Source organism: Rhizobium sp. PL01 (assembly GCF_033447125.1).
Taxonomy (GTDB): Bacteria; Pseudomonadota; Alphaproteobacteria; order Rhizobiales; family Rhizobiaceae; genus Pararhizobium.
On sequence record NZ_JAWQUM010000009.1, the window covers coordinates 134,878 to 154,210 of the forward strand.

General features: G+C 59.6%; 18 protein-coding genes and 1 tRNA gene. 13 read left to right on the plus strand and 6 right to left on the minus strand.

All coding sequences use genetic code 11. The features are described from left to right. The first annotated feature begins 249 nt into the window (after positions 1-249). The 5 genes from scpA to R6X40_RS20885 all read left to right on the plus strand — a co-directional run bounded on the left by scpA (position 250) and on the right by R6X40_RS20885 (position 5,110). Entirely contained in the window at positions 250-2,391 is a 2,142-nt protein-coding gene (gene scpA, locus R6X40_RS20865) for a methylmalonyl-CoA mutase (RefSeq protein ID WP_318415726.1), read from the plus strand. A gap of 165 nt (positions 2,392-2,556) precedes the next feature. Beyond that, a complete protein-coding gene (locus R6X40_RS20870; RefSeq protein WP_318415727.1) occupies positions 2,557-2,745 on the plus strand; it encodes a hypothetical protein in 189 nt (62 codons plus the stop codon). Between the two features lie 140 nt (positions 2,746-2,885). Further along, positions 2,886-3,092, plus strand: coding sequence for a hypothetical protein (locus R6X40_RS20875; protein WP_318415728.1), 207 nt, complete (start codon positions 2,886-2,888; stop codon positions 3,090-3,092). Between the two features lie 47 nt (positions 3,093-3,139). Continuing rightward, positions 3,140-3,586, plus strand: a complete 447-nt coding sequence (locus R6X40_RS20880; RefSeq protein ID WP_318415729.1) for a helix-turn-helix domain-containing protein — start codon at positions 3,140-3,142, stop codon at positions 3,584-3,586. A 246-nt stretch (positions 3,587-3,832) separates the two neighbouring features. Beyond that, the gene (locus R6X40_RS20885) at positions 3,833-5,110 is read left to right on the plus strand and encodes an MFS transporter (protein WP_318415730.1); all 1,278 of its coding nucleotides are present in this window, start codon (positions 3,833-3,835) and stop codon (positions 5,108-5,110) included. Here the strand turns inward: R6X40_RS20885 and R6X40_RS20890 are convergent. Both R6X40_RS20890 and R6X40_RS20895 read right to left on the minus strand, forming a co-directional pair. Next, the gene (locus tag R6X40_RS20890; protein ID WP_318416022.1) at positions 5,103-6,134 is read right to left on the minus strand and encodes a hydroxyacid dehydrogenase; all 1,032 of its coding nucleotides are present in this window, start codon (positions 6,132-6,134) and stop codon (positions 5,103-5,105) included. The genes R6X40_RS20885 and R6X40_RS20890 overlap by 8 nt on opposite strands. A 104-nt stretch (positions 6,135-6,238) precedes the next feature. Continuing rightward, positions 6,239-6,556, minus strand: a complete 318-nt coding sequence (locus tag R6X40_RS20895; RefSeq protein WP_318415731.1) for a hypothetical protein — start codon at positions 6,554-6,556, stop codon at positions 6,239-6,241. Between the two features lie 140 nt (positions 6,557-6,696). On the opposite strand from R6X40_RS20895, the gene R6X40_RS20900 reads away from it, so the two are divergent. From R6X40_RS20900 to R6X40_RS20910, 3 genes are all read left to right on the plus strand, one after another. Then, positions 6,697-7,323, plus strand: coding sequence for a ribonuclease D (locus tag R6X40_RS20900; protein WP_318415732.1), 627 nt, complete (start codon positions 6,697-6,699; stop codon positions 7,321-7,323). Next, on the plus strand, positions 7,323-8,174 hold the full coding sequence (locus R6X40_RS20905; protein WP_318415733.1) for a DUF817 domain-containing protein: 852 nt from the start codon (positions 7,323-7,325) through the stop codon (positions 8,172-8,174). The genes R6X40_RS20900 and R6X40_RS20905 overlap by 1 nt, the downstream gene beginning before the upstream one ends. 135 nt (positions 8,175-8,309) lie before the next feature. Continuing rightward, positions 8,310-9,671 carry a hypothetical protein gene (locus tag R6X40_RS20910; RefSeq protein ID WP_318415734.1) on the plus strand — a complete coding sequence of 454 codons (1,362 nt, stop codon included), beginning with the start codon at positions 8,310-8,312 and terminating at the stop codon, positions 9,669-9,671. On the opposite strand, the gene R6X40_RS20915 is transcribed toward R6X40_RS20910, so the two are convergent. Then, positions 9,672-10,007, minus strand: coding sequence for a DUF6665 family protein (locus R6X40_RS20915; protein WP_318415735.1), 336 nt, complete (start codon positions 10,005-10,007; stop codon positions 9,672-9,674). 61 nt (positions 10,008-10,068) lie between these two features. Then, positions 10,069-11,451 carry a nicotinate phosphoribosyltransferase gene (locus R6X40_RS20920; protein ID WP_318415736.1) on the minus strand — a complete coding sequence of 461 codons (1,383 nt, stop codon included), beginning with the start codon at positions 11,449-11,451 and terminating at the stop codon, positions 10,069-10,071. Between the two features lie 360 nt (positions 11,452-11,811). On the opposite strand from R6X40_RS20920, the gene R6X40_RS20925 reads away from it, so the two are divergent. Beyond that, on the plus strand, positions 11,812-13,647 hold the full coding sequence (locus R6X40_RS20925) for a hypothetical protein (protein WP_318415737.1): 1,836 nt from the start codon (positions 11,812-11,814) through the stop codon (positions 13,645-13,647). A gap of 92 nt (positions 13,648-13,739) precedes the next feature. On the opposite strand, the gene rpsA is transcribed toward R6X40_RS20925, so the two are convergent. Beyond that, positions 13,740-15,443: a 30S ribosomal protein S1 gene (gene rpsA, locus R6X40_RS20930; protein ID WP_318415738.1), complete on the minus strand. Its 1,704-nt coding sequence runs from the start codon at positions 15,441-15,443 to the stop codon at positions 13,740-13,742. Between the two features lie 117 nt (positions 15,444-15,560). Beyond that, a complete protein-coding gene (cmk, locus tag R6X40_RS20935) occupies positions 15,561-16,193 on the minus strand; it encodes a (d)CMP kinase (RefSeq protein ID WP_318415739.1) in 633 nt (210 codons plus the stop codon). A 14-nt stretch (positions 16,194-16,207) separates the two neighbouring features. Between cmk and R6X40_RS20940 the strand changes: the two genes are divergently transcribed. The 4 genes from R6X40_RS20940 to R6X40_RS20955 all read left to right on the plus strand — a co-directional run bounded on the left by R6X40_RS20940 (position 16,208) and on the right by R6X40_RS20955 (position 19,313). Continuing rightward, positions 16,208-16,600, plus strand: coding sequence for a hypothetical protein (locus tag R6X40_RS20940; protein WP_318415740.1), 393 nt, complete (start codon positions 16,208-16,210; stop codon positions 16,598-16,600). Beyond that, entirely contained in the window at positions 16,548-16,937 is a 390-nt protein-coding gene (locus tag R6X40_RS20945) for a TIGR02300 family protein (protein ID WP_060638155.1), read from the plus strand. The genes R6X40_RS20940 and R6X40_RS20945 overlap by 53 nt, the downstream gene beginning before the upstream one ends. A gap of 590 nt (positions 16,938-17,527) precedes the next feature. Next, entirely contained in the window at positions 17,528-18,889 is a 1,362-nt protein-coding gene (locus R6X40_RS20950) for a DUF882 domain-containing protein (RefSeq protein WP_412178430.1), read from the plus strand. Between the two features lie 348 nt (positions 18,890-19,237). Continuing rightward, a tRNA-Ala gene (locus R6X40_RS20955) sits at positions 19,238-19,313 on the plus strand. Positions 19,314-19,333 lie beyond the last annotated feature (20 nt).

Consider the following 19,333-nt stretch of genomic DNA (forward strand, 5'->3'; position numbering starts at 1 on the left):
AACCCTCGCGCGTGGCCGAAGATGGTTGAGGCGAAGCAGTGACGGGAAGACAGATCGTGCCTATCTCTAGCCCGTCATCCTCGCCCTTGTGGCGGGGATCCAGCCGCGCCGCGTCTGCGGCGCGAAAGACCGCTCTCACACGAAGGACTTCGTGTTGCTGGATTCCTGTGACAAGCACAGGAATGACGGATCCCGAATCTGCCGCACGTCCATCACTCCCGCCGTTGCCACTCGAAGTGGAGGAACCTCATGTCCGATAAAAAGACCCTCACCGATTGGGCAACCCTCGCCGAACGCGAACTGAAGTCCTCGCCCGAGACGCTGACCTGGCAGACGCCCGAAGGCATCGCCGTCAAGCCGCTCTATACCGAGGCCGATCTGGAGGCTGCCGGTCATCTCGGCTCGCTGCCGGGGCTGGCGCCGTTCACGCGCGGCCCGCGGGCGACCATGTATGCCGGGCGCCCCTGGACGATCCGGCAATATGCCGGTTTCTCCACCGCCGAAGCGTCGAATGCCTTCTACCGCAAGGCGCTCGCAAGCGGCCAGCAGGGCGTGTCCGTTGCCTTCGATCTTGCCACTCATCGCGGCTATGACAGCGATCATCCCCGCGTCGTCGGCGATGTTGGCAAAGCTGGCGTGGCGATCGATTCGGTCGAGGACATGAAGATCCTGTTCGACGGCATTCCGCTCGAAAAGATCTCGGTCTCGATGACCATGAACGGCGCCGTCGTCCCGATCCTTGCCAGTTTCATCGTTGCCGGTGAAGAACAGGGCGTACCGCGTTCGCAGCTTTCGGGCACGATCCAAAACGACATCCTCAAGGAGTTCATGGTCCGCAACACCTATATCTATCCGCCGGAACCTTCGATGCGGATCGTTGCCGACATCATCGACTATACCGCCCGCGAGATGCCGAAGTTCAACTCGATCTCGATTTCCGGCTATCACATGCAGGAGGCCGGTGCGACGCTGGTGCAGGAACTGGCCTTCACGCTGGCCGACGGCCGCGAATATGTACGTGCCGCCATCGCCAAGGGCCTGAGCGTCGACGAATTCGCCGGACGCCTGTCGTTCTTCTTCGCCATCGGCATGAACTTCTTCATGGAGGCCGCCAAGCTGCGTGCCGCCCGGCTGCTCTGGACCCGGATCATGGAAGGATTTGAGCCGAAGAAGCAGTCATCGCTGATGCTCAGAACCCATTGCCAGACATCCGGTGTCTCCCTGCAGGAGCAGGACCCTTACAACAACATTATCCGCACTGCTTTCGAAGCCATGTCGGCGGTGCTCGGCGGCACGCAGTCGCTGCACACCAATTCCTTCGACGAGGCGATCGCGCTCCCGACGGAATTCTCCTCGCGCATTGCCCGCAACACCCAGCTGATCCTGCAGCATGAGACCGGCGTCACCAAGGTCGTGGATCCATTAGCCGGCTCATATTACGTCGAAAGCCTGACGGCAGAGCTTGCCGACAAGGCCTGGGCATTGATGGAGGAGGTAGAAGCGCTCGGCGGAATGACCAAGGCCGTGGCCGACGGGCTGCCCAAGCGGCTGATCGAGGAGGCAGCGACACGCCGCCAGGCGGCCGTCGACAAGGGCGAGGAGGTCATTGTCGGCGTCAACAAATACCGGCTCGAAACCGAAGACGATATCGAGATCCTCGACATCGACAACGCCGCCGTCCGCACTGCCCAGATCAAGCGGATCGAGGAGACACGACGGCGCCGCGATACGGTCGAAGTCACCGCAGCACTCGACGCGTTGACGCAGATCGCCCGCACAGGGGATGGCAATATCCTCGACGCGGCGGTCAGGGCAGCGCGAGCGCGCGCCACTGTCGGTGAAATCTCCGATGCGATGCGCGTGGTGTTCGGCGATCATACCGCCGTTCCCGAGGTGGTCAGCGACATCTACGGAAATGCCTACAAGGACGAACCGGAACTGGCGACCCTCTCGGCCCGGCTTTCCGACTTTTCGCGCACGACCGGCCGCAAGCCGAAGATCATGGTCGCCAAGCTCGGTCAGGACGGACATGACCGCGGCGCAAAGATCATCGCGTCGGCCTTCGGCGATATCGGTTTCGACGTGCTGGCTGGTCCGTTGTTCCAAACGCCGGAAGAGGCGGCCGATCTGGCAGTGACTGCCAAGGTGCACGTCATCGGCATGTCGTCGCTGGCCGCCGGGCACAAGACGCTGGCACCGCAGCTGATCGATGCGCTGAAGGCCAAGGGCGCAGGTGACGTGATCGTCGTCGTTGGCGGGGTCGTGCCGCGCCAGGATTACCAGTTCCTGCTCGACCATGGCGTCGCCGCCGTTTTCGGCCCTGGCACCAATGTGATGGAAGCCGGACGCGCCGTTCTCGACCTGCTGGAGGGCCGATTGCGCAATGCGTGAGGCAAGACTTCACCCAATTCATCATCGGTGAAAAATTCCGCTTTCGATTTCAAGGAAATGTCGCATTCTGCTCACGTGCTCAACTGATTCGCCTCATGTGCCTGCGTTCAGGCCGGATTGAGAGCCGAACGACAACGCTAAATGATTTAGCCGGGGGGCAGCGCAATGCAGAAGCGCGACGACGTCGAAAACTGGGCAGTTTACAGAGCACAACAAATTCTGATGCGCGAGGGCATGGACCTCGCTTTGTCGGCACGCGATACGGACAGCAGCATGATCAGGGCCAAGGGCAAGCTTCTCGCGATGGCGATTGCGGCGTCGCTGGTCGAAGCTTCCGCGGCCCACGCGGACTGATCAGGCAGGTTCACAACCTCGTATCGTTACCCGGCTTGACGGCCGGGTCTCCACCCCCAAAATCTGGGAATTGCCAGCCGTCCGCGACGCTTTAAACTGTCGTTTCAAATTGGGTGTGTTTGGAACGATAGGATGAAGCAATGTCGTTTTTGTCGGACATGGCCTTGGAACAGAGTGAAATCGAGGTGGTCTGCGGCGCGCTTGAAGAATGGTGCGAGGAAACCCGCACACAGCTCGACAGTGATGATGGCCGCGATGCCGCAACCGTGATGCTCGGGCTCTACAAGACCGGCCACGGGACCAAAGGTTCGATCCTTGAAGCGATGCGGCGCGTCAACTGCGTATAACGCTGGGAAACTTGCATGATGCAAGCCTAAGCTCTACATTGAGAGGCATGCAGCGCCGTAACTTCGATGAGATGAATTGCCCTATCGCCCGCTCCCTCGACCGGGTCGGCGAATGGTGGAGCATTCTCATCCTTCGGGATGTCTTCTTCGGCCGCACCAAATTCGACGAATTCCAGAAGAGCACCGGTATCGCACCGAACATCCTGACCCGACGGTTGAAATCGCTGGTCGAGGCAGGGCTGCTGGAAAAGCACCCCTATCAGGACCGGCCGGTCCGCTACGAATATCTGCTGACTGACATGGGGCGCGAGTTGCAACCCCTGCTGATTGCGCTGTCCGTGTTCGGCAATCGCCATTTCGCCGACCGCGGCGTCACGATGCGGCTGACAGACACGGAAACCGGCGCGGCAGCGCAGCCCGTCTATATCGACAGCTTGACCGGAAAGCCGATCGACGCCGAAAATTTCTCTCTGAAATCAGTCCGCCAAGCCTGAATTATCCCCGCCCCTTCAAGCTGCGGTAAACTCCTCTGAGATCGTCGGCGGAGAACGTCTCTGTGTGCTTTTCTCTACCATCTTCAGTTTTCTTACCATTCCGCCACCGCGTCGCAACCGTCATCGTCATCTCAATTCGCTCCGTCAGTAACTTGCATGATGAAAGTTTTTATATTAGTGACTTTTATATTGATAGTCACTCAGCCGCATCTTTCCCGTTGACGGCGCAGATCGAGACCTTCGCTCATGCTCTCCACAACGCTTTCCAGACGGCTTGAACAGCGCGAGATCCATTATGGCTGGATCGTCGCCGCCACCGCATTCCTCACCATGCTGGTCACCGCTGGAACGATCGGCGCTCCTTCCGTGCTGATCCTGCCGCTGCAGAAGGAGTTCGGCTGGGAGGCAACGGAAATCTCGGCAGCGCTCGCCATGCGCTTCATCCTGTTCGGCCTGATGGCACCGTTTGCTGCGGCCTTGATGAACCGGTTCGGCATGCGGCTGATGGCGTTGACGGCACTCACCGTCGTGTTCATTGGCATGGGATTGTCGCTGTTCATGCGCGAGGTCTGGCAACTCGTCGTCCTCTGGGGTTTCGTCGTTGGCACCGGCACTGGCCTGACGGCGATGGTGATGGGCGCGACGGTCGCCACGCGCTGGTTTACCGCGCGTCGCGGCCTCGTCATCGGCCTTCTGACGGCCAGCACTGCAACCGGTCAGCTCGTCTTCATGCCGCTGATCGCGGCGCTGACGGAGGCGTACGGCTGGCGTGCGGCCATCCTGTTCATTCTCGGCATGCTGTTCGTCTGCGCCACCGCCATGCTGCTGTTCATGCGGGATCGCCCGTCGGACCTGGGGCTACGCCCCTATGGCCAAGTGGTGGAAGATCCGCCAGCAAGCACTGCCCCCAAGACCAATTCGCCGATCGACGTTCTGATCGAAGCGTCGAAAACACGGATTTTCTGGGTGCTGTTCCTGTCGTTCTTCGTTTGTGGTGCCTCGACCAACGGATTGATCCAGACGCATTTCGTCTCGCTCTGTGCCGACTACGGCATGACGGCCATCGCGGCGACCGGCATTCTCGCCGTCATTGGCCTGTTCGACTTCGCCGGCACCGTCGCCTCCGGCTGGCTGTCGGACCGTTACGACAACCGCTGGCTTCTGTTCTGGTATTATGGACTGCGCGGCCTGTCTCTGCTCTGGCTGCCCTTCACCGGCTTCGAGTTCCTCGGCCTTTCCATTTTTGCCGTCTTCTACGGACTCGATTGGGTGGCAACGGTCCCGCCAACAGTGAAGCTCACCGCCCAGCATTTCGGCCGCGAACGGGCGAACATGGTGTTCGGATGGGTGTTCACCGGCCACCAGATCGGCGCCGCCTTCGCAGCCTTCGGCGGCGGCTTCATTCGCGACAATTATGCGAGCTACCTGCCAGCGCTGATGATTGCCGGAGCCCTCTGCCTGATGGCAGCACCGCTGGTGCTTTCGGCAGGGGCTGCGAAGATGAAGCCAGTTGCCGTCAGTTGACGCTGACGGGTTTGGAGCGCATGCGGGAGACCGTCTCGCGCTCCGCCCGCTTGCAACGCATCGGCGGCAGGTTGCGATCCATCAAGTCCATGTCTTCCAGCACCATGTCGCCCATCTTCTTGAAGGCGCTGTCGAGCGCGCCAGCCCGGTGGGCGGAACGCAGGAAACCCTTGAGGCTGCGGACGGGATGATCCAGCGGCAATGGTTCATCCGGATAGACGTCGCTCGCCGCCACGATATGGCCGCTGGCAACCGCTGCCATCAGCGCATCGAAATCAACGACATTGGCACGGCTGAGAAGAATGAAAGCGGCACCCGGGCGCATGCTGGCAAAGGCATCTGCACCCAGGAAATGCTGGTTCTCGCTGGTGACGGCCGCAACGACGAAGATGAAGTCGCTCTGGGTCAAGACATCATCAAGGCTCGACGGCTTGACGCCGTTGTCGATCAGGATCGACGCCGGCATCCACGGATCATAGACGCGGGTATTGGTGCGGAAACCCGTGAGAACGCGGTTCAGCGCCTTGCCGAGATCGCCGAACCCGATAATGCCGACATCAGCGCCGGACAAAAGCCGCGCCCGCGCATTGCCCTCACCGCCCCAGAGTTCGCGCCCCTCACGGAAATCGACATCCGCATCGACGATGCCGCGGGCAATATTCAGCGCCATAGCCAGTCCCATCTCGGCCACCGGCTCGGCAAACACCTGCCCGGTCGTCACCACATGAATGCCCCGCGCAAACAGCACGTCATAGGGCATGTTGTTGATCAGGTTGCTTTCGACATTGAGAATGCAGCGCAACCCCGGCATACGCGCCAGCGTCTCCGCGCTGAGCGGTGGCTGGCCAATGATATAGCGGGCTTGCCCCAACACCTCATCACCAAGACCTGCCATATTCTCCGGGTCAGCTTCAACGATCCGGTATTTCGACCTCAGCTGTTCCAGTGCCTGCGGCGTAAAGATCAGATCGAGTGTGCGCGGCTCCGGCGCTGCGATGACCAGAGGCCGTTGCGTTTCTTGCATCATTCATCTCCCTCGCCCGGCTTGGGAAAAGCCCGGCACTCCTCGTTGCAGGAAGGTGTATGATGATCCGGCAATTTGCAAGGCGGCCGGAGGGGGCGTTAGGCCTAATAATCGAGGCCGCGCAGCTGCCGGTCATTCGACCGGGGTGTGCCAGGCGACTGGAACACGGGCCCATTGCCCTGGCGGCAATTGTTGATGGTCCGGTAGCGTGGCGCAAAAGTGGGATGGCCCTCGCGCTCGACGACGGTCTGCTCGCAGTAGATCCGCTTGGCATCGAAAGCCTCTTCCGGCGTCTTCACACCGGGCAGATCGGTGTAGACCTGGGCAAGCTGCACGGGCGCTGTGGACAGCTGAGCTGCGACGGCCGGGACACCGGACAGGATCAGGGCGGTCGAGAGAAAAACAGTCTGCAAGATCAACATCTACGTTCCAACTGGTGCCCGTGAACGCCATTGCTCTCCCCCGGGCGTGAGGAGACGGTATCGTTTCCGGTGAAGTTGCGCTATAGCCCAACGACTTGAACCAAAGTGCTGCACCTTGTCCGGCTGATGTGGGGTTTTCCATGGCAAATACAATACGGCTTCACGAAGGCGACATTTCAGTTGAAGACGCGGCCCGCTACAAGGGTGCCATCGCCATCGACACGGAAACACTCGGCCTCATTCCACGCCGCGACCGGCTCTGCGTCGTACAACTTTCGCCCGGCGACGGTACCGCCGACGTGATCCGGATCGCCAAGGGTCAGACACAGGCACCGAACCTTATCGCCATGCTGGAAGACCCGACACGCCAGAAGATTTTCCATTTCGGCCGTTTCGATATCGCTGTGCTGTTCCAGACGTTCGGCGTGACCACAACGCCGGTATTCTGCACCAAGATCGCCTCGCGGCTGACACGGACCTATACCGACCGGCACGGCCTGAAGGATAATCTGAAGGAACTGCTCGACGTCGATATTTCCAAACATCAGCAGTCCTCCGACTGGGCTGCCGAAAAGCTCTCGCAGGCGCAGGTAGAATATGCCGCATCCGACGTGCTGCATCTGCATGCGCTGCGCGACAAGCTGACTGCACGCCTGATCCGCGATGGCCGCGCCGACCATGCCGACGCCTGCTTCGCGTTCCTGCCGACCCGTTCCAAGCTTGACCTGATCGGCTGGGAAGACACGGATATCTTCGCGCACAGCTGATGCGGCCGCTTAAAGATCACCAGACCGGGCCTTTTCTTGAACCCCTACGCGTGTGGATCCGCCAGCAACTGAACAGGTTGCCGCCGGCGCTTGCCGAATTCATTCTGTTTGGCCTGAAACAGGCGTGGTCATGCCTGTTTGGCGCACTTGTGCTGTTTTTGATCATCGCCACCAAACTCGTCTGGAACGATGATTGGGTGGTCAATCGCTACGATGCGCTGTTTCTGGCGGCGTTGCTCATCCAGATTACCTTCCTGCGCCTGAAGATGGAAAGCTGGGAGGAGGCCAAGGTCATCCTGATCTACCATGTCACGGGAACGTGCATGGAGATCTTCAAGGTTCGGATGGGATCCTGGGTCTATCCCGAGGATGCGATCCTCCAGATTGCCGGTGTGCCGCTTTTCTCCGGCTTTATGTACGCGTCTGTCGGCAGCTACATGGCCCGCGCCATCCGCATCTTCGACATGCGGTTCACCCACTATCCTCCCTTCGTTCTGACAGCCCTTCTGGCGGCCGATATCTACGTCAATTTCTACAGCCATCACTATGTGACGGATATACGCATCGGCCTTTTTGCAGCCACGCTCCTCCTTTTCGGACGGGTGCGGGTCTATTTCACCGTAGAGCGGAAAGCGCGCTGGATGCCGCTGGTTCTGGCGGCTTTCTTCACCAGCATCTTTCTCTGGATTGCCGAGAACATCGGAACGGCAACAGGCATATGGCTTTATCCCGGCCAGACGGAATGGCACATGGTGTCGCTGCAGAAATTGGGTTCCTGGTATTTGCTTCTCTACGTTAGTTTCGTGTTGGTGACGGTCGTCTGCAAACCGCGGCCACCTGCGCCGAGATGACAAAGAGGACGGTTTGGCCGCCCTCGGTGCATGATGCACCCCTAATACAACCAAAGCGAAAATAGGTTAATCAGGAATTAATGGTTGCCGGTTATTGTTAACGATATCCCACGTTGCAGACCGCGCGGAGCAGCCATGATTACCCCTCTTCAGTCCAGTGCCGGAGCCGTCACCACCACTCTCATGCAGTCGATGATCGACCAGGCAGATGAGAGGCGTGTCGAAGACGAAAAGAAGGCGCGCAAGGAAACCAAAGAAGACGATATCCTCAAGGCCCGCATTTCGGCGAGCAAGAGCCACGCAGCCCTGAACGACAAGGTCAACGCCCACTTCTTCGGCGCCCTGAAGAGCGACGACAGTGCAATGGCGGAACTGATCTCCCGCTTTTTGAACGTCCTGGGTGTATCGCGCAGCGAGGGGGAATCCGATATGGATTTCGGTACCCGCGTCGGGGATTCATTGACGCTGGTGTCGATGATCGGCAAGAAGGAAGCCAACCTTCCCGTCGTCTCGTCCATCCCGGGAGAAGCACAGGAAATCACGCTTGCCCGTTTCCGGGTCTCTGTCGGCGATATCGATGCCGCCCTGAATGGTACGGCCGAAGAGCCGACCGAAATGACCAAGATGGCGGCCCGCTTTGTGACCCAATACGGGCTGACGCAGAAGGAAGACGAAAGCGACAATGGATACAGCAAACGCATCGGTGAAACGATGGCCAGCGTGCGCAAATCGATGCCGGCCAGCATCGAGGAGCTTGAAACGAAGACCGGCCTGCGGGATCTGGGCCTGACCGCCGCCCAGATGGTGGCGGCAATCAAGTACCCCTACGGAACCCAGGCGAAAATCGTCCAGGAGGTCCTCGATGATGCCGCACGCACCGACGGGACATCGGTGGAGGATACGCAGATCGCGATCCAGCGGATGGAGGATATCGCCGATCCGAAATCCATCGAAGAACTGAAGCTCGAGCGGACACAACAGTCCGACCCGACCCGCGTCGAGAATACCGAAACGCGCAAAGAGCGCGAAGAGGATATTCGCAAGCTGGAGGCGGGCGAGAAACTTGAGGACGTGAAGGACGTTCAGGACACGATCGAAAAGGTCAATGACGCCATCCTCAACCCACCCAGTGAAGCAGGCGCACCTGCATCTGAAGGCAAGCCCGCCCCAGATGTTGTCACATCGGTCGATCTGCTTCTGACTTTGGCTGCGGGCGCCGAAATGGCAGAGATTGAAGAAGAGGCGGAAAGCAGTGCTGCCAGCAGCACGGGTGGCCTGGCCGATACGACCAGTGCGGAAGCTGGAACGACGGACACGACCGACGAAGCCAAGGAAGAGGCCGATGCAACCGTGCTCCTTGCTCGTGCAGGCCCTGGAGACGCAGCAGCGCCGGTAGGAGAGAATGCGGAAGCAACCGGCATTCTGGCCGTCAGCCTGGACGAAAACGGAATCTACGAAATTCTCAAGCGCCAGGCCGAAGGGGCGAAGGCCGCCTGATTACGATTTGGCCCTTACAATACCGAGGCGCGCCATCACTTCCTTCGGGATGGAATAACGCTGGACCGCATCGCGGTTTGAGCGCAGGCCGCAGATTTCGCGCTGGATGAAGAAGGCCCAGACGACATCGGCGGCATCGTTCAGCAGCTGCTCGCGCTGCGCTGTAGTCGTTTTGGGATCGCTGAGCACGCTCAAGGCGACAATCGCCTTTTCCACTTTCAAACCGTGCCGTCCAAGCGCGTCAGCCCGCTCCGACATCAGCTCGTATTCGAGCAGATTGAGGCCGGTATCCTTGCCAAAAGACGAAATCAGGGATTGGGGCAGGCGAACCGTCATCCTGAAGGCTCCACGATAAACCAGAATCAAGATGGAGCGGCACGAGCCGTCAGGCAATATCCTATTTTGCGCGGGCGCGGATTTCCTCGAAACTCCAGTCCCGCAGCAGGTCGCCATTTTTCCAGACCGTTTCGAGATAATTGTGCCGGTCCTTGAGTTCATCAAGGCGCGCAGCTTCAAGACCGCCGAGCCCGTTGACAACAGCCTGGCGGCCCGCCTTCGAGGCCTTGACGTTCATGGTGGCGGGGCGTTTGAAAACGTCATGCCATTTTCCGGTGTCGTCGAGCCGCGCATTGGTCTTCATGGCGAAGGAATAGCTATCGCGGTTGACCTTCTGCAGCAGGCTGCCGCCCATGCCAAAAGCGATATTCTCGGCCGAAAACCCGAAGGCTTCCAGCCGGCCGAGGATCTGGCTGATATCGGCATTGGAAATGCCATCGCCCTGGATGACCCGGACGGACTTGTCGAGCACCTTGTAGCCTTTGCCGTTCAGCGTAGAGCCGAAATGATAATCGAGCTGCTTCACCACATGCACCGGCGTCTCGATCGGATCGCCGCTGTCGGGCCGGATGACCACCGTCCCGCCGCTGGCCCTGACCTTTTCACGCAACTGCTCGCCCCAGATTTCCGAGACCGCGTAGTTGATATCATAGCTATCCGACACGACGGCGAACATGCCGCCGCCGGCAAAGCGGTCGATCATGTTGGAATAGGCCTCCGCTTCCCGCTCGACACCCCAAGCGGTCATCGTCGAATGTTCGGACGCAGGAATCGAGAACCCGGCCATTTCGGCACCATAATAGCGCCGGGCATAAACCACGCCGGTCATGGTGTCAGTGCCCATGAAATTGACGAGATGGGCGGCTCCACCGATGCCAGCCTGCTCCAGCGCACCAACACCGCGAGCGCCAAAATCGTGCAGGCGGAACCGCAAGGCAGCGTCCGGATCGTCGCAGGTTTTCTCGAGAATCGGCCGGATGATCTGCTTGATCTTGCGGGCATTGCTGGCGACCGATGATGGATACCAGACGGCGCGCAGCAGCGCGGTCTCGATATAGGACGTCAGCCAAAAGCTGTCCGGATCGGTATTGACCACCTGCACCATCGGTACGCCGCGCCGCAACAGGGTGCCTTCTGGCAAGGCTTGGATCTCAAGCGGAAGATAACCGCCGAAATGATCGACGACACGCATCCATCCGGCACGATTGAACGGCAAGCCATGGGCAAGAACGATCGCCTCGGCCTCATCGACATCGGCACGGGTCACCGGCTTGCCGAGATATTCCTTCAGAAACATCTGCAGCCCGAAGAACAGAACATCAGCCTGATCCGGATGGCCCCTCGTCTCGATATAGGCGGAGATGCCACGGGTGCCTGGCGGATATTGAAGGAAATGGCTGAACTTATAGCTGTCGGTATTGAGGATCAGGTTGGTCAGGTTCATCGCATTCCCCCCGAAAGCAATTCCATGCTCGCCGCGCTATGGGCGGCGACGCAGCGCAAAGATGTACGCGAGCGACGAAGGGGCGGCAAGGGCCAAGAGATGCCTGGCCATCCCCGATAGCGCGCCCTTGGTATGGTTAATATTCTGTCAATCATTCCAGCCTAATATGGAAACATACAATGCTCGGCCACCTTGGTTCCGAAGCAGCCGCCGCAGTCTGGTCTGGCCGTGAATGAGCCGTCGGGCATGCGCATGACGCGCCATAATTCCCTGACATACGCCTAGCGATGCCGATCCTCTAGCCGGCATACCGAATAAATCTGGCCGCGTGGCCTCAACCAGAACGTGACGGAGATTGCGATGCTCATGCCCATTCTCTCAGTCAAGACGCCCGTTGCTGCGGTGCAGGTGGCGGCCGCCGTTGAAGCCGTCACGCCGCGAGAGCGGACGCCGCCGGTGGCAATACCGGGCCGGATTTCGGGAAACCAGTCGGAGGTGGTTCTTAAAATTCTGGAGACATTGAACCGGCATCTGCTCGGAAGCGCCCCTTTGCCAAAGGACGCCCTGATCCGACTGCTCGATACGCTGGCCAAGATCCTGAAACTTCCGCCGCTGCCACAGGAAACCCTGCGCGATTTCAGCAAGCGGCTCGTCGTCTTCCTGGAGACATTGCCACCTGCAGCGCGGGCGGCGTTGGAAAAACAGCTGGGGCAGAGCAATCTGGCTGCCTCCATCAAGATCCTCGCCGAGGTGCTGAAGATGCCCTCGATCATCGATATGCCGCGCCTGCTGGACAAGCCCTTCGTGCCGCCGACAGTGCCCCGCACCGGCACCACACTGCCGGAGGGCAAATCGCTCCCAACGCAGACACCCGCACCGGGCCGGCAGGCTCCCTTTACCGCGTCGCAAACGATCATGGCCAGCCCAGCCATCATTGCCGATCCCGGCATGTTGCAGGCAGCGCTGAAAAAGGCCTTCGGTGGTGACGAGACGGCTCCTGCAATCATCGCTTTCGAAGAAAGCCTCAACGAGGACGGCCCGGCGACTGCGTTGCGCGCTGAGCAGCCGGCAAAGGCCCAAGCGGCACGCGGCAATAACGGTGCCGTTGCCAACGGCCAACTGCCACAGCCAGCCAAGTCCAACTCCGACACGATCCCGTTGCTGCGCGCCGCAGCAGCCTTTCTGGCCGCAGACCCGGAGGCCTTGTCGCTGGTCGCCACGATCGCATCCGGCATGGATGACCGGCTAAAGGCCGGGCTGGCGAAGGAGCTGGGGTTGGACCTTTCCGAACCAAAGGAAGCGCCCAAGCAGCCTGAGCAGTCTACCGGTACGAGCAGGCCGGAAGCCGACACCGATGGCGACGATTTCCGGATGCTCGAAACAGAACCGGACACGCCGGCACATGCGGGGACACTACCCGCCAAACCGGCCGTGGCGCGCGATCTCAAAGAGGTCGATGGCTTCAAGGGTCACGATCTCGGCGAGTGGAAATTGGAGATCGAACCACAGGATCAGTCCTTCGCGGATGCCGATGATATGCCTTCTGCGTCAGCCGAAGCAGAGATGGAGCGCCCCGAGAAGAGCCTTGCCCAGGCACTGAAAGCGCTGGTCGAAGCCAGCCTGCCGCTGCCCGGTGCAGCCCCGGACACACCCGACACGCTGTTTGCGATGCTTGCCGGCGACACCGCAGACATGAGCGCCGAAATCCTGTTTGCCGAGCTGGAGGCAGCCGATAACGCCGAGTTGCTGCCGGACACATCGTTGTTCACCGGCGATATCGGCGACCAGATGGAGCCGCTTGGGCTCGAACCCGATACCTGGAGCGCCATGATGGATGGACCGGAGGAAAGAGCGGCGAGCCGCCAGGCGCTCCTGCATCCCGCGACGATGGAAGAGAATGCGCGAGAAGCCTTGACGCCCCGGCTGCCGGACGTTGGTATCCCGCGAGAAGCGATACCCTTCGCGATGATCCCCTACCTGCCGGCCAAGACGCAGGAGACGCGCGCTGTGAAGATTGAGGAGGAAGAACAACCAGCCTTCTCCGGAGACGATGACGAGGATGAAGGCCAGCGTCGCGAAGAGCGCGGCGAGCAGGACGACGACACCGGCGCCATGCCGCAACCGGCCGCAGAAGACGATGAAAGCGAGACCGGAGACGCCTATGATCTCTACCGCCGCATGGGCGGCTACGGCTGATCCGTTTCTCTGGCAAACGCAGCTTTAGAGCAGGACACGAAAAAGCCCGCGGAAATCGCTTTCCGCGGGCTTCTTTATTCAGTCCGCTAGGCTTATTCGCCGCCGCGGTTCTTCAGGGCTGCGCCCAGGATGTCGCCCAGCGAAGCGCCGGAGTCGGACGAACCGAACTGTGCGACGGCTTCCTTCTCTTCAGCGATTTCCAGAGCCTTGATCGACAGCATGACCTTGCGGTCCTTCTTGGAGAAGTTGGTGACGCGGGCGTCGACAACCTGACCAACGGAGAAACGCTCCGGACGCTGTTCGTCGCGGTCACGCGACAGATCGGCACGGCGGATGAACGAGGTGAGGTCTTCGTGGTTGACGAGCTTCACTTCGATGCCACCGTCGTTGACGGCCAGGACTTCGCACGAAACAACGGCGTTCTTGCGCAGATCGCCGGAGGTAGCGGCGTCGCCGACTGCATCCTTGCCAAGCTGCTTGATGCCGAGCGAGATGCGTTCCTTTTCGACGTCCACATCCAGAACGACAGCCTTGACGACGTCGCCCTTGTTGAACTCTTCGATGACCTGTTCGCCTGGACGGTTCCAGTCGAGGTCGGAGAGGTGCACCATGCCGTCAACGTCGCCGTCGAGACCGATGAACAGACCGAATTCAGTCTTGTTCTTGACTTCGCCTTCAACTTCCGTGCCAGCCGGATGGCTGTGCGCGAATGCCTGCCACGGGTTCTCGAGCGTCTGCTTGAGGCCCAGCGAGATGCGGCGCTTGGTCGGGTCGACTTCGAGAACGACAACGTCGACTTCCTGCGTCGTGGACAGGATCTTGCCGGGGTGTACGTTCTTCTTGGTCCAGGACATTTCGGAGATGTGGATCAGGCCTTCGATGCCCGGCTCCAGCTCTACGAATGCACCGTAGTCGGTGATGTTGGTGACGGTACCGGAGATCTTCTTGCCGACCGGGTACTTGGCACCGATGCCATCCCAAGGATCCGACTCGAGCTGCTTCATGCCGAGCGAGATGCGGTGGGTTTCCTGGTTGATACGGATGATCTGAACCTTGACCTGCTGGCCGATGTTCAGGATTTCCGAAGGATGGTTGACGCGGCGCCATGCCATGTCGGTGACGTGCAGCAGGCCGTCGATGCCGCCGAGGTCAACGAACGCACCGTAATCGGTGATGTTCTTGACGACGCCGTCAACAACCTGGCCTTCTTCGAGGTTCTGGACGATTTCCGAACGCTGTTCAGCACGCGATTCTTCAAGAACCGTACGGCGCGAAACAACGATGTTGCCGCGACGCTTGTCCATCTTGAGGATTTCGAAGGGCTGCGGGTTGTGCATCAGCGGGGTGACGTCGCGGATCGGACGGATGTCGACCTGCGAGCGCGGAAGGAAGGCAACGGCACCATCCAGATCGACGGTGAAACCACCCTTGACCTGGTTGAAGATGACGCCTTCGACGCGTTCGCCGGCTTCGAACTTGACTTCGAGACGGACCCAGCTCTCTTCGCGGCGAGCCTTTTCGCGCGACAGAACAGCTTCGCCCATCGCATTTTCGATGCGCTCGACGTAAACTTCGACTTCATCGCCGACCTTCAGCGTGCCGTCTTTGCCCTTCGTGCCGAATTCCTTCAGAGCGATGCGGCCTTCGACCTTGAGGCCGACGTCAACGATAGCGACGTCCTTCTCGATGGCCGTAACAATACCCTTAGTGACGTAGCCTTCGGCAAGATCCTGCGTAGCAAAGGATTCCTGCAGCAACGCGGCAAAATCGTCGCGGGTGGGGTTAGCTTGAGACATGAATACTCCTGATGTGCCTTCATGGGGCACAGGCGCCGGGGGTTAGCGTTGACAGGTCCAAAAACCATCCGCTCCAATCATGAAGGAGCAAATCCGGCGCGGGGATGGTGGTTCGGACTATTGGTTCAATGCGGCGTCGATATACATCTTCGCCGTTAAGAATGCGGTCTCTATACTCATTTCGGACGTATCTAGCAAGTGCGCATCGGAGGCCGGGCGCAGCGGGCTATCGGCCCGCCCCATGTCGCGCTCGTCGCGCTTGATGATATCAGCGAGAATCTCGAGGAAATCGGCGGGAATGCCATTGCCGATGATCTCGTCGAAGCGGCGCCGGGCGCGGACCTCGGCCGATGCCGTCACATAAAGCTTCACCGGCGCATCTGGGCAGACAACCGTTCCAATATCGCGGCCATCGAGTACCGTTCCGGGTTCGCGTAACGAAAAGGCGCGCTGTGTCTCGACAAGGGCCTGGCGCACCAATGGCATGACGGCGATCTTCGAGGCTGCCTCACCGATCGAATGCACTGAAAGAACGCTGCGGTCGAGCCCGGCAAGGTCCACGTCGCGTGCCATCTGCTCGGCAATCCTCTCGTCGTCCAGCGGCAGACCAGCATCCAGCAACGTCTTGGCGGTGGCGCGGTAAGTCAGGCCTGTATCGAGGTGATGGAAACCATAGTCCTCGGCGATCCGGCGGGACAATGTTCCTTTGCCCGCTGCCGCAGGCCCGTCGATGGCGATAATGAAAGTCATTTGGCTACCTGAAAATGGATATGATCGTCGTGGCGAGCCGCCCGGCACCCCTGAAATCTCACAGTATCGTTCTTTACGGCAAGCTTTTTTACGAAATGCACCCGCATGCCCTGTCTAGGCAGCTGAAAAGCCTTGGCCGCCTGGAACTCGCTATCCGCGACTTTGCAGGCTGCGTAACAGCAAGTTGCAGAATGGTCATCCTCTCCTCCAAAGAAAAGCGCAGCGGGCGCTTCGACAAGTTAATCTTTGACAGACGGGGCCAAGACGATTATGGGGACCGGCTAATTCATTTTACCTTCAACGCCGGTATACCGGCAAATGCCGGTATTCCCGGCCATTCAAGAGGCTTTGACCGTGGCAAAAGCGGAACTTGGAACAAAACGCGTCGATCCGGAAACGGGCCGTAAATTCTACGACCTGAACAAGGACCCGATCGTTTCTCCCTATACCGGAAAATCCTATCCGCTCTCCTTCTTCGAGGAAACATCCGTTGCCAAGGTAATGGAAAAGGCTGCCGAAGAAGACGAGGTTCAGGAAGTCGATACCGAGAACCCTGAAGTGGAACTGGTTTCGCTTGAGGACGCTGACAGCGAAGCAGCTGGCGGCGACGACATTCCGGATCTGGGCGATGATGACGTCGAAATCGAAGGCGATGACGACGATACGTTCCTCGAAGCCGACGAAGACGACGAGGACGGCCTGTCCGACCTGATCGGCGTATCGGACGACGACGACGAGGTCTAATTTCGAGACCCGATCAACCGGCTGATTAAAGACCTATATGTCTCAAACTCTCGACGGCGGGAGTTTGAGACAGCCGGATCGTTAGACTTCACGATGAGCGAAGCGCCTTTGCTTCCGGGCTGAATCAGCCCACCGCTCATACGCTGCCCATACCGTCATCCCAACGGAACGCGCAGACAGCCCTCTCTCCTGATCTAAAACGCAAAAGCATCCTTGACGCGGTTCTGCCGCACTAGGGACTGGCGATGTGCCGCGATATGATAAGCTCGGGGTTACGTCCCGTCACTTTGACAAGACAGGCGCAATCCGGACGAGCTCCGATCGGTCCATCGCGGCTGGCGGCTCCGCCCGAAGCGTCGACCCGCCAGCCAGCGCTGTTCACTGACCGCTTACCGCGGACTCAATAATCCATTTTGCCCGATGCCTCCGCGCCGGGGTGGAAACATCGGCTTGCCGAATTGCAAATATTGCATCGCACGCGATCATCAACCGCTTGTTAGCATTTTGTTGACCATAATTCATGCCGGAGGCCGCATTGAGCGCGGCCATTCCGAAGTGTTTGAGTAGATCAACTTGAGGCGAGGTTTGTTGTGTCAGTGTATGTAGGGAACCAGAGTTCAGCCGGATATGTAATCAATCAGGCTGCAGCACTGGTGTCCGGCATCGTCAACCACGTCACGCGGCTGGCCATGACGACGCTCTTTGCGCTGGCCGCCATCCTCGGATCCGCGATCACCGCGGCCGCGGAGGATCGCGCGCTGAAGCTGTACTTCACGCACACGGGCGAAAAAGCCACGATCACCTATAAGCGCAACGGGCGGTTCGACCCCAAGGGAATGGACAAGATCAACCGGTTGCTGCGTGACTGGCGGCGGAACGAGCCCGCCCGCATGGATCCCCGCCTGCTTGATCTGGTGTGGGAGGTTTACGACCGCAGCGGCGCAAACGGCTACATCCACATCGTCTCCGCCTATCGATCCCCGGCAACCAATAGCATGTTGCGGTCCCGCTCGCGCAGCACAGGCGTCGCCAAAAACAGCCAGCATACGCTCGGCAAGGCCATGGATTTCTTTATTCCCGGCGTCAAGCTCTCGACAGTGCGCGCCCTTGCAATGCAGATGCAAGCTGGCGGCGTTGGTTATTACCCCACTTCCGGATCACCGTTCGTCCATCTCGACGTCGGCAATGTCCGTGCCTGGCCCCGCATGTCACGCAAGGAGCTTGCGCGGATATTCCCGAACGGGCGCACGATGCATCTCGCAGCCGACGGCAGCTCGCTGCCTGGCTACACGCAAGCGGTGGCGGACTACAAAAAACGCGTCAGCCCCGCCTCGATCAAGATCGCCAGCACGGCGCGGCAAGACAATAACGCCAAATCGCCTGCGGAAGCGTCGCGTGCGGATGGCGAACGGCGCGGCCCGCTGACAGCGCTCTATTCTGCGCCTCGAAGCAAAGCCCTGGATGCCTTGGCGGTGCAGACTACTCCCGGCGGCGACATTGAAAAACAACCGTTCACTGATCTTTCCTCCTATGCTGTTCCGATACCGTCGATACGGCCAGCTATTCTGACCATCAGCACTCTCTCTCCGGACAATATCGAGACGGCTTCGATCGGACCTATTTCGGCACTTCCAGCGATCGAAACGCCCGCAGCATTGCAGGGATCTGCCGGATTTGAGCCGTTCGCCACGGCGCAGGCGACCTTGAAGACGCGGATGGAAGTCATCGGGTCCCTGCCAATGACCGGATCCTGGAAACGGGGCGCAAACTTCGCAGCGATCTCCGGCAAGTCGCTGATGACATGGGCGCTGCATACTCCCGGCGACGTTATCGGCATGAGAGCCCCACGCGTTTCAAGGCAGACGCTACAGGTGACAGCCGGCGAAACCATCCCGGTCACCAATGCAAGACCCTTTAACACTGGCCGCTTTGGGAACACTCCCGAAGGTTGATCATCCTTGCGCTTCAAGACCAAGTGCAAGTGCGCCCAGGTCTCTCAGCAAAGTCCACGCCCCTCGAGAATACCGGATCAGTTCCTGGCAACTTATTATCCAGTGGATATTGCAGCCTGGCAGGCCCGATTAAGGCCTGCCTCTAAACCTCACAGAATTCAAACGATTGGCGTCCGCGCGGGGTTTTTATCCCCATGCGGACGCAAGGCTCCGGGCTCACCGAATAAAAACTCGGCCCTTTGTCTTTTTCGGCTTGCCATCTGCAAAAAGCAGAAGTATTAAGCCGCCAACCGACTGGATAAACATTCCGGACGGCCTTCCCGGAACCGGCCTAGCCGGACCCAAAATGGGGCTATAGCTCAGCTGGGAGAGCGCTTGCATGGCATGCAAGAGGTCAGCGGTTCGATCCCGCTTAGCTCCACCAATCCTTTCCAATGAAATTGC

Excerpts from the sequence above, each read along its gene's own strand:
- cmk (WP_318415739.1), bottom strand. The coding sequence starts at position 16,193 with ATGACTTTCATTATCGCCATCGACGGGCCTGCGGCAGCGGGCAAAGGA.
- R6X40_RS20875 (WP_318415728.1), top strand. The coding sequence starts at position 2,886 with ATGTCGTTTTTGTCGGACATGGCCTTGGAACAGAGTGAAATCGAGGTG.
- R6X40_RS20940 (WP_318415740.1), top strand. The coding sequence starts at position 16,208 with ATGGATATGATCGTCGTGGCGAGCCGCCCGGCACCCCTGAAATCTCAC.
- R6X40_RS20870 (WP_318415727.1), top strand. The coding sequence starts at position 2,557 with ATGCAGAAGCGCGACGACGTCGAAAACTGGGCAGTTTACAGAGCACAA.
- rpsA (WP_318415738.1), bottom strand. The coding sequence starts at position 15,443 with ATGTCTCAAGCTAACCCCACCCGCGACGATTTTGCCGCGTTGCTGCAG.
- R6X40_RS20910 (WP_318415734.1), top strand. The coding sequence starts at position 8,310 with ATGATTACCCCTCTTCAGTCCAGTGCCGGAGCCGTCACCACCACTCTC.
- R6X40_RS20880 (WP_318415729.1), top strand. The coding sequence starts at position 3,140 with ATGCAGCGCCGTAACTTCGATGAGATGAATTGCCCTATCGCCCGCTCC.
- R6X40_RS20885 (WP_318415730.1), top strand. The coding sequence starts at position 3,833 with ATGCTCTCCACAACGCTTTCCAGACGGCTTGAACAGCGCGAGATCCAT.
- R6X40_RS20925 (WP_318415737.1), top strand. The coding sequence starts at position 11,812 with ATGCTCATGCCCATTCTCTCAGTCAAGACGCCCGTTGCTGCGGTGCAG.
- R6X40_RS20900 (WP_318415732.1), top strand. The coding sequence starts at position 6,697 with ATGGCAAATACAATACGGCTTCACGAAGGCGACATTTCAGTTGAAGAC.
- R6X40_RS20895 (WP_318415731.1), bottom strand. The coding sequence starts at position 6,556 with ATGTTGATCTTGCAGACTGTTTTTCTCTCGACCGCCCTGATCCTGTCC.
- R6X40_RS20890 (WP_318416022.1), bottom strand. The coding sequence starts at position 6,134 with ATGCAAGAAACGCAACGGCCTCTGGTCATCGCAGCGCCGGAGCCGCGC.
- R6X40_RS20920 (WP_318415736.1), bottom strand. The coding sequence starts at position 11,451 with ATGAACCTGACCAACCTGATCCTCAATACCGACAGCTATAAGTTCAGC.
- R6X40_RS20915 (WP_318415735.1), bottom strand. The coding sequence starts at position 10,007 with ATGACGGTTCGCCTGCCCCAATCCCTGATTTCGTCTTTTGGCAAGGAT.
- R6X40_RS20905 (WP_318415733.1), top strand. The coding sequence starts at position 7,323 with ATGCGGCCGCTTAAAGATCACCAGACCGGGCCTTTTCTTGAACCCCTA.
- scpA (WP_318415726.1), top strand. The coding sequence starts at position 250 with ATGTCCGATAAAAAGACCCTCACCGATTGGGCAACCCTCGCCGAACGC.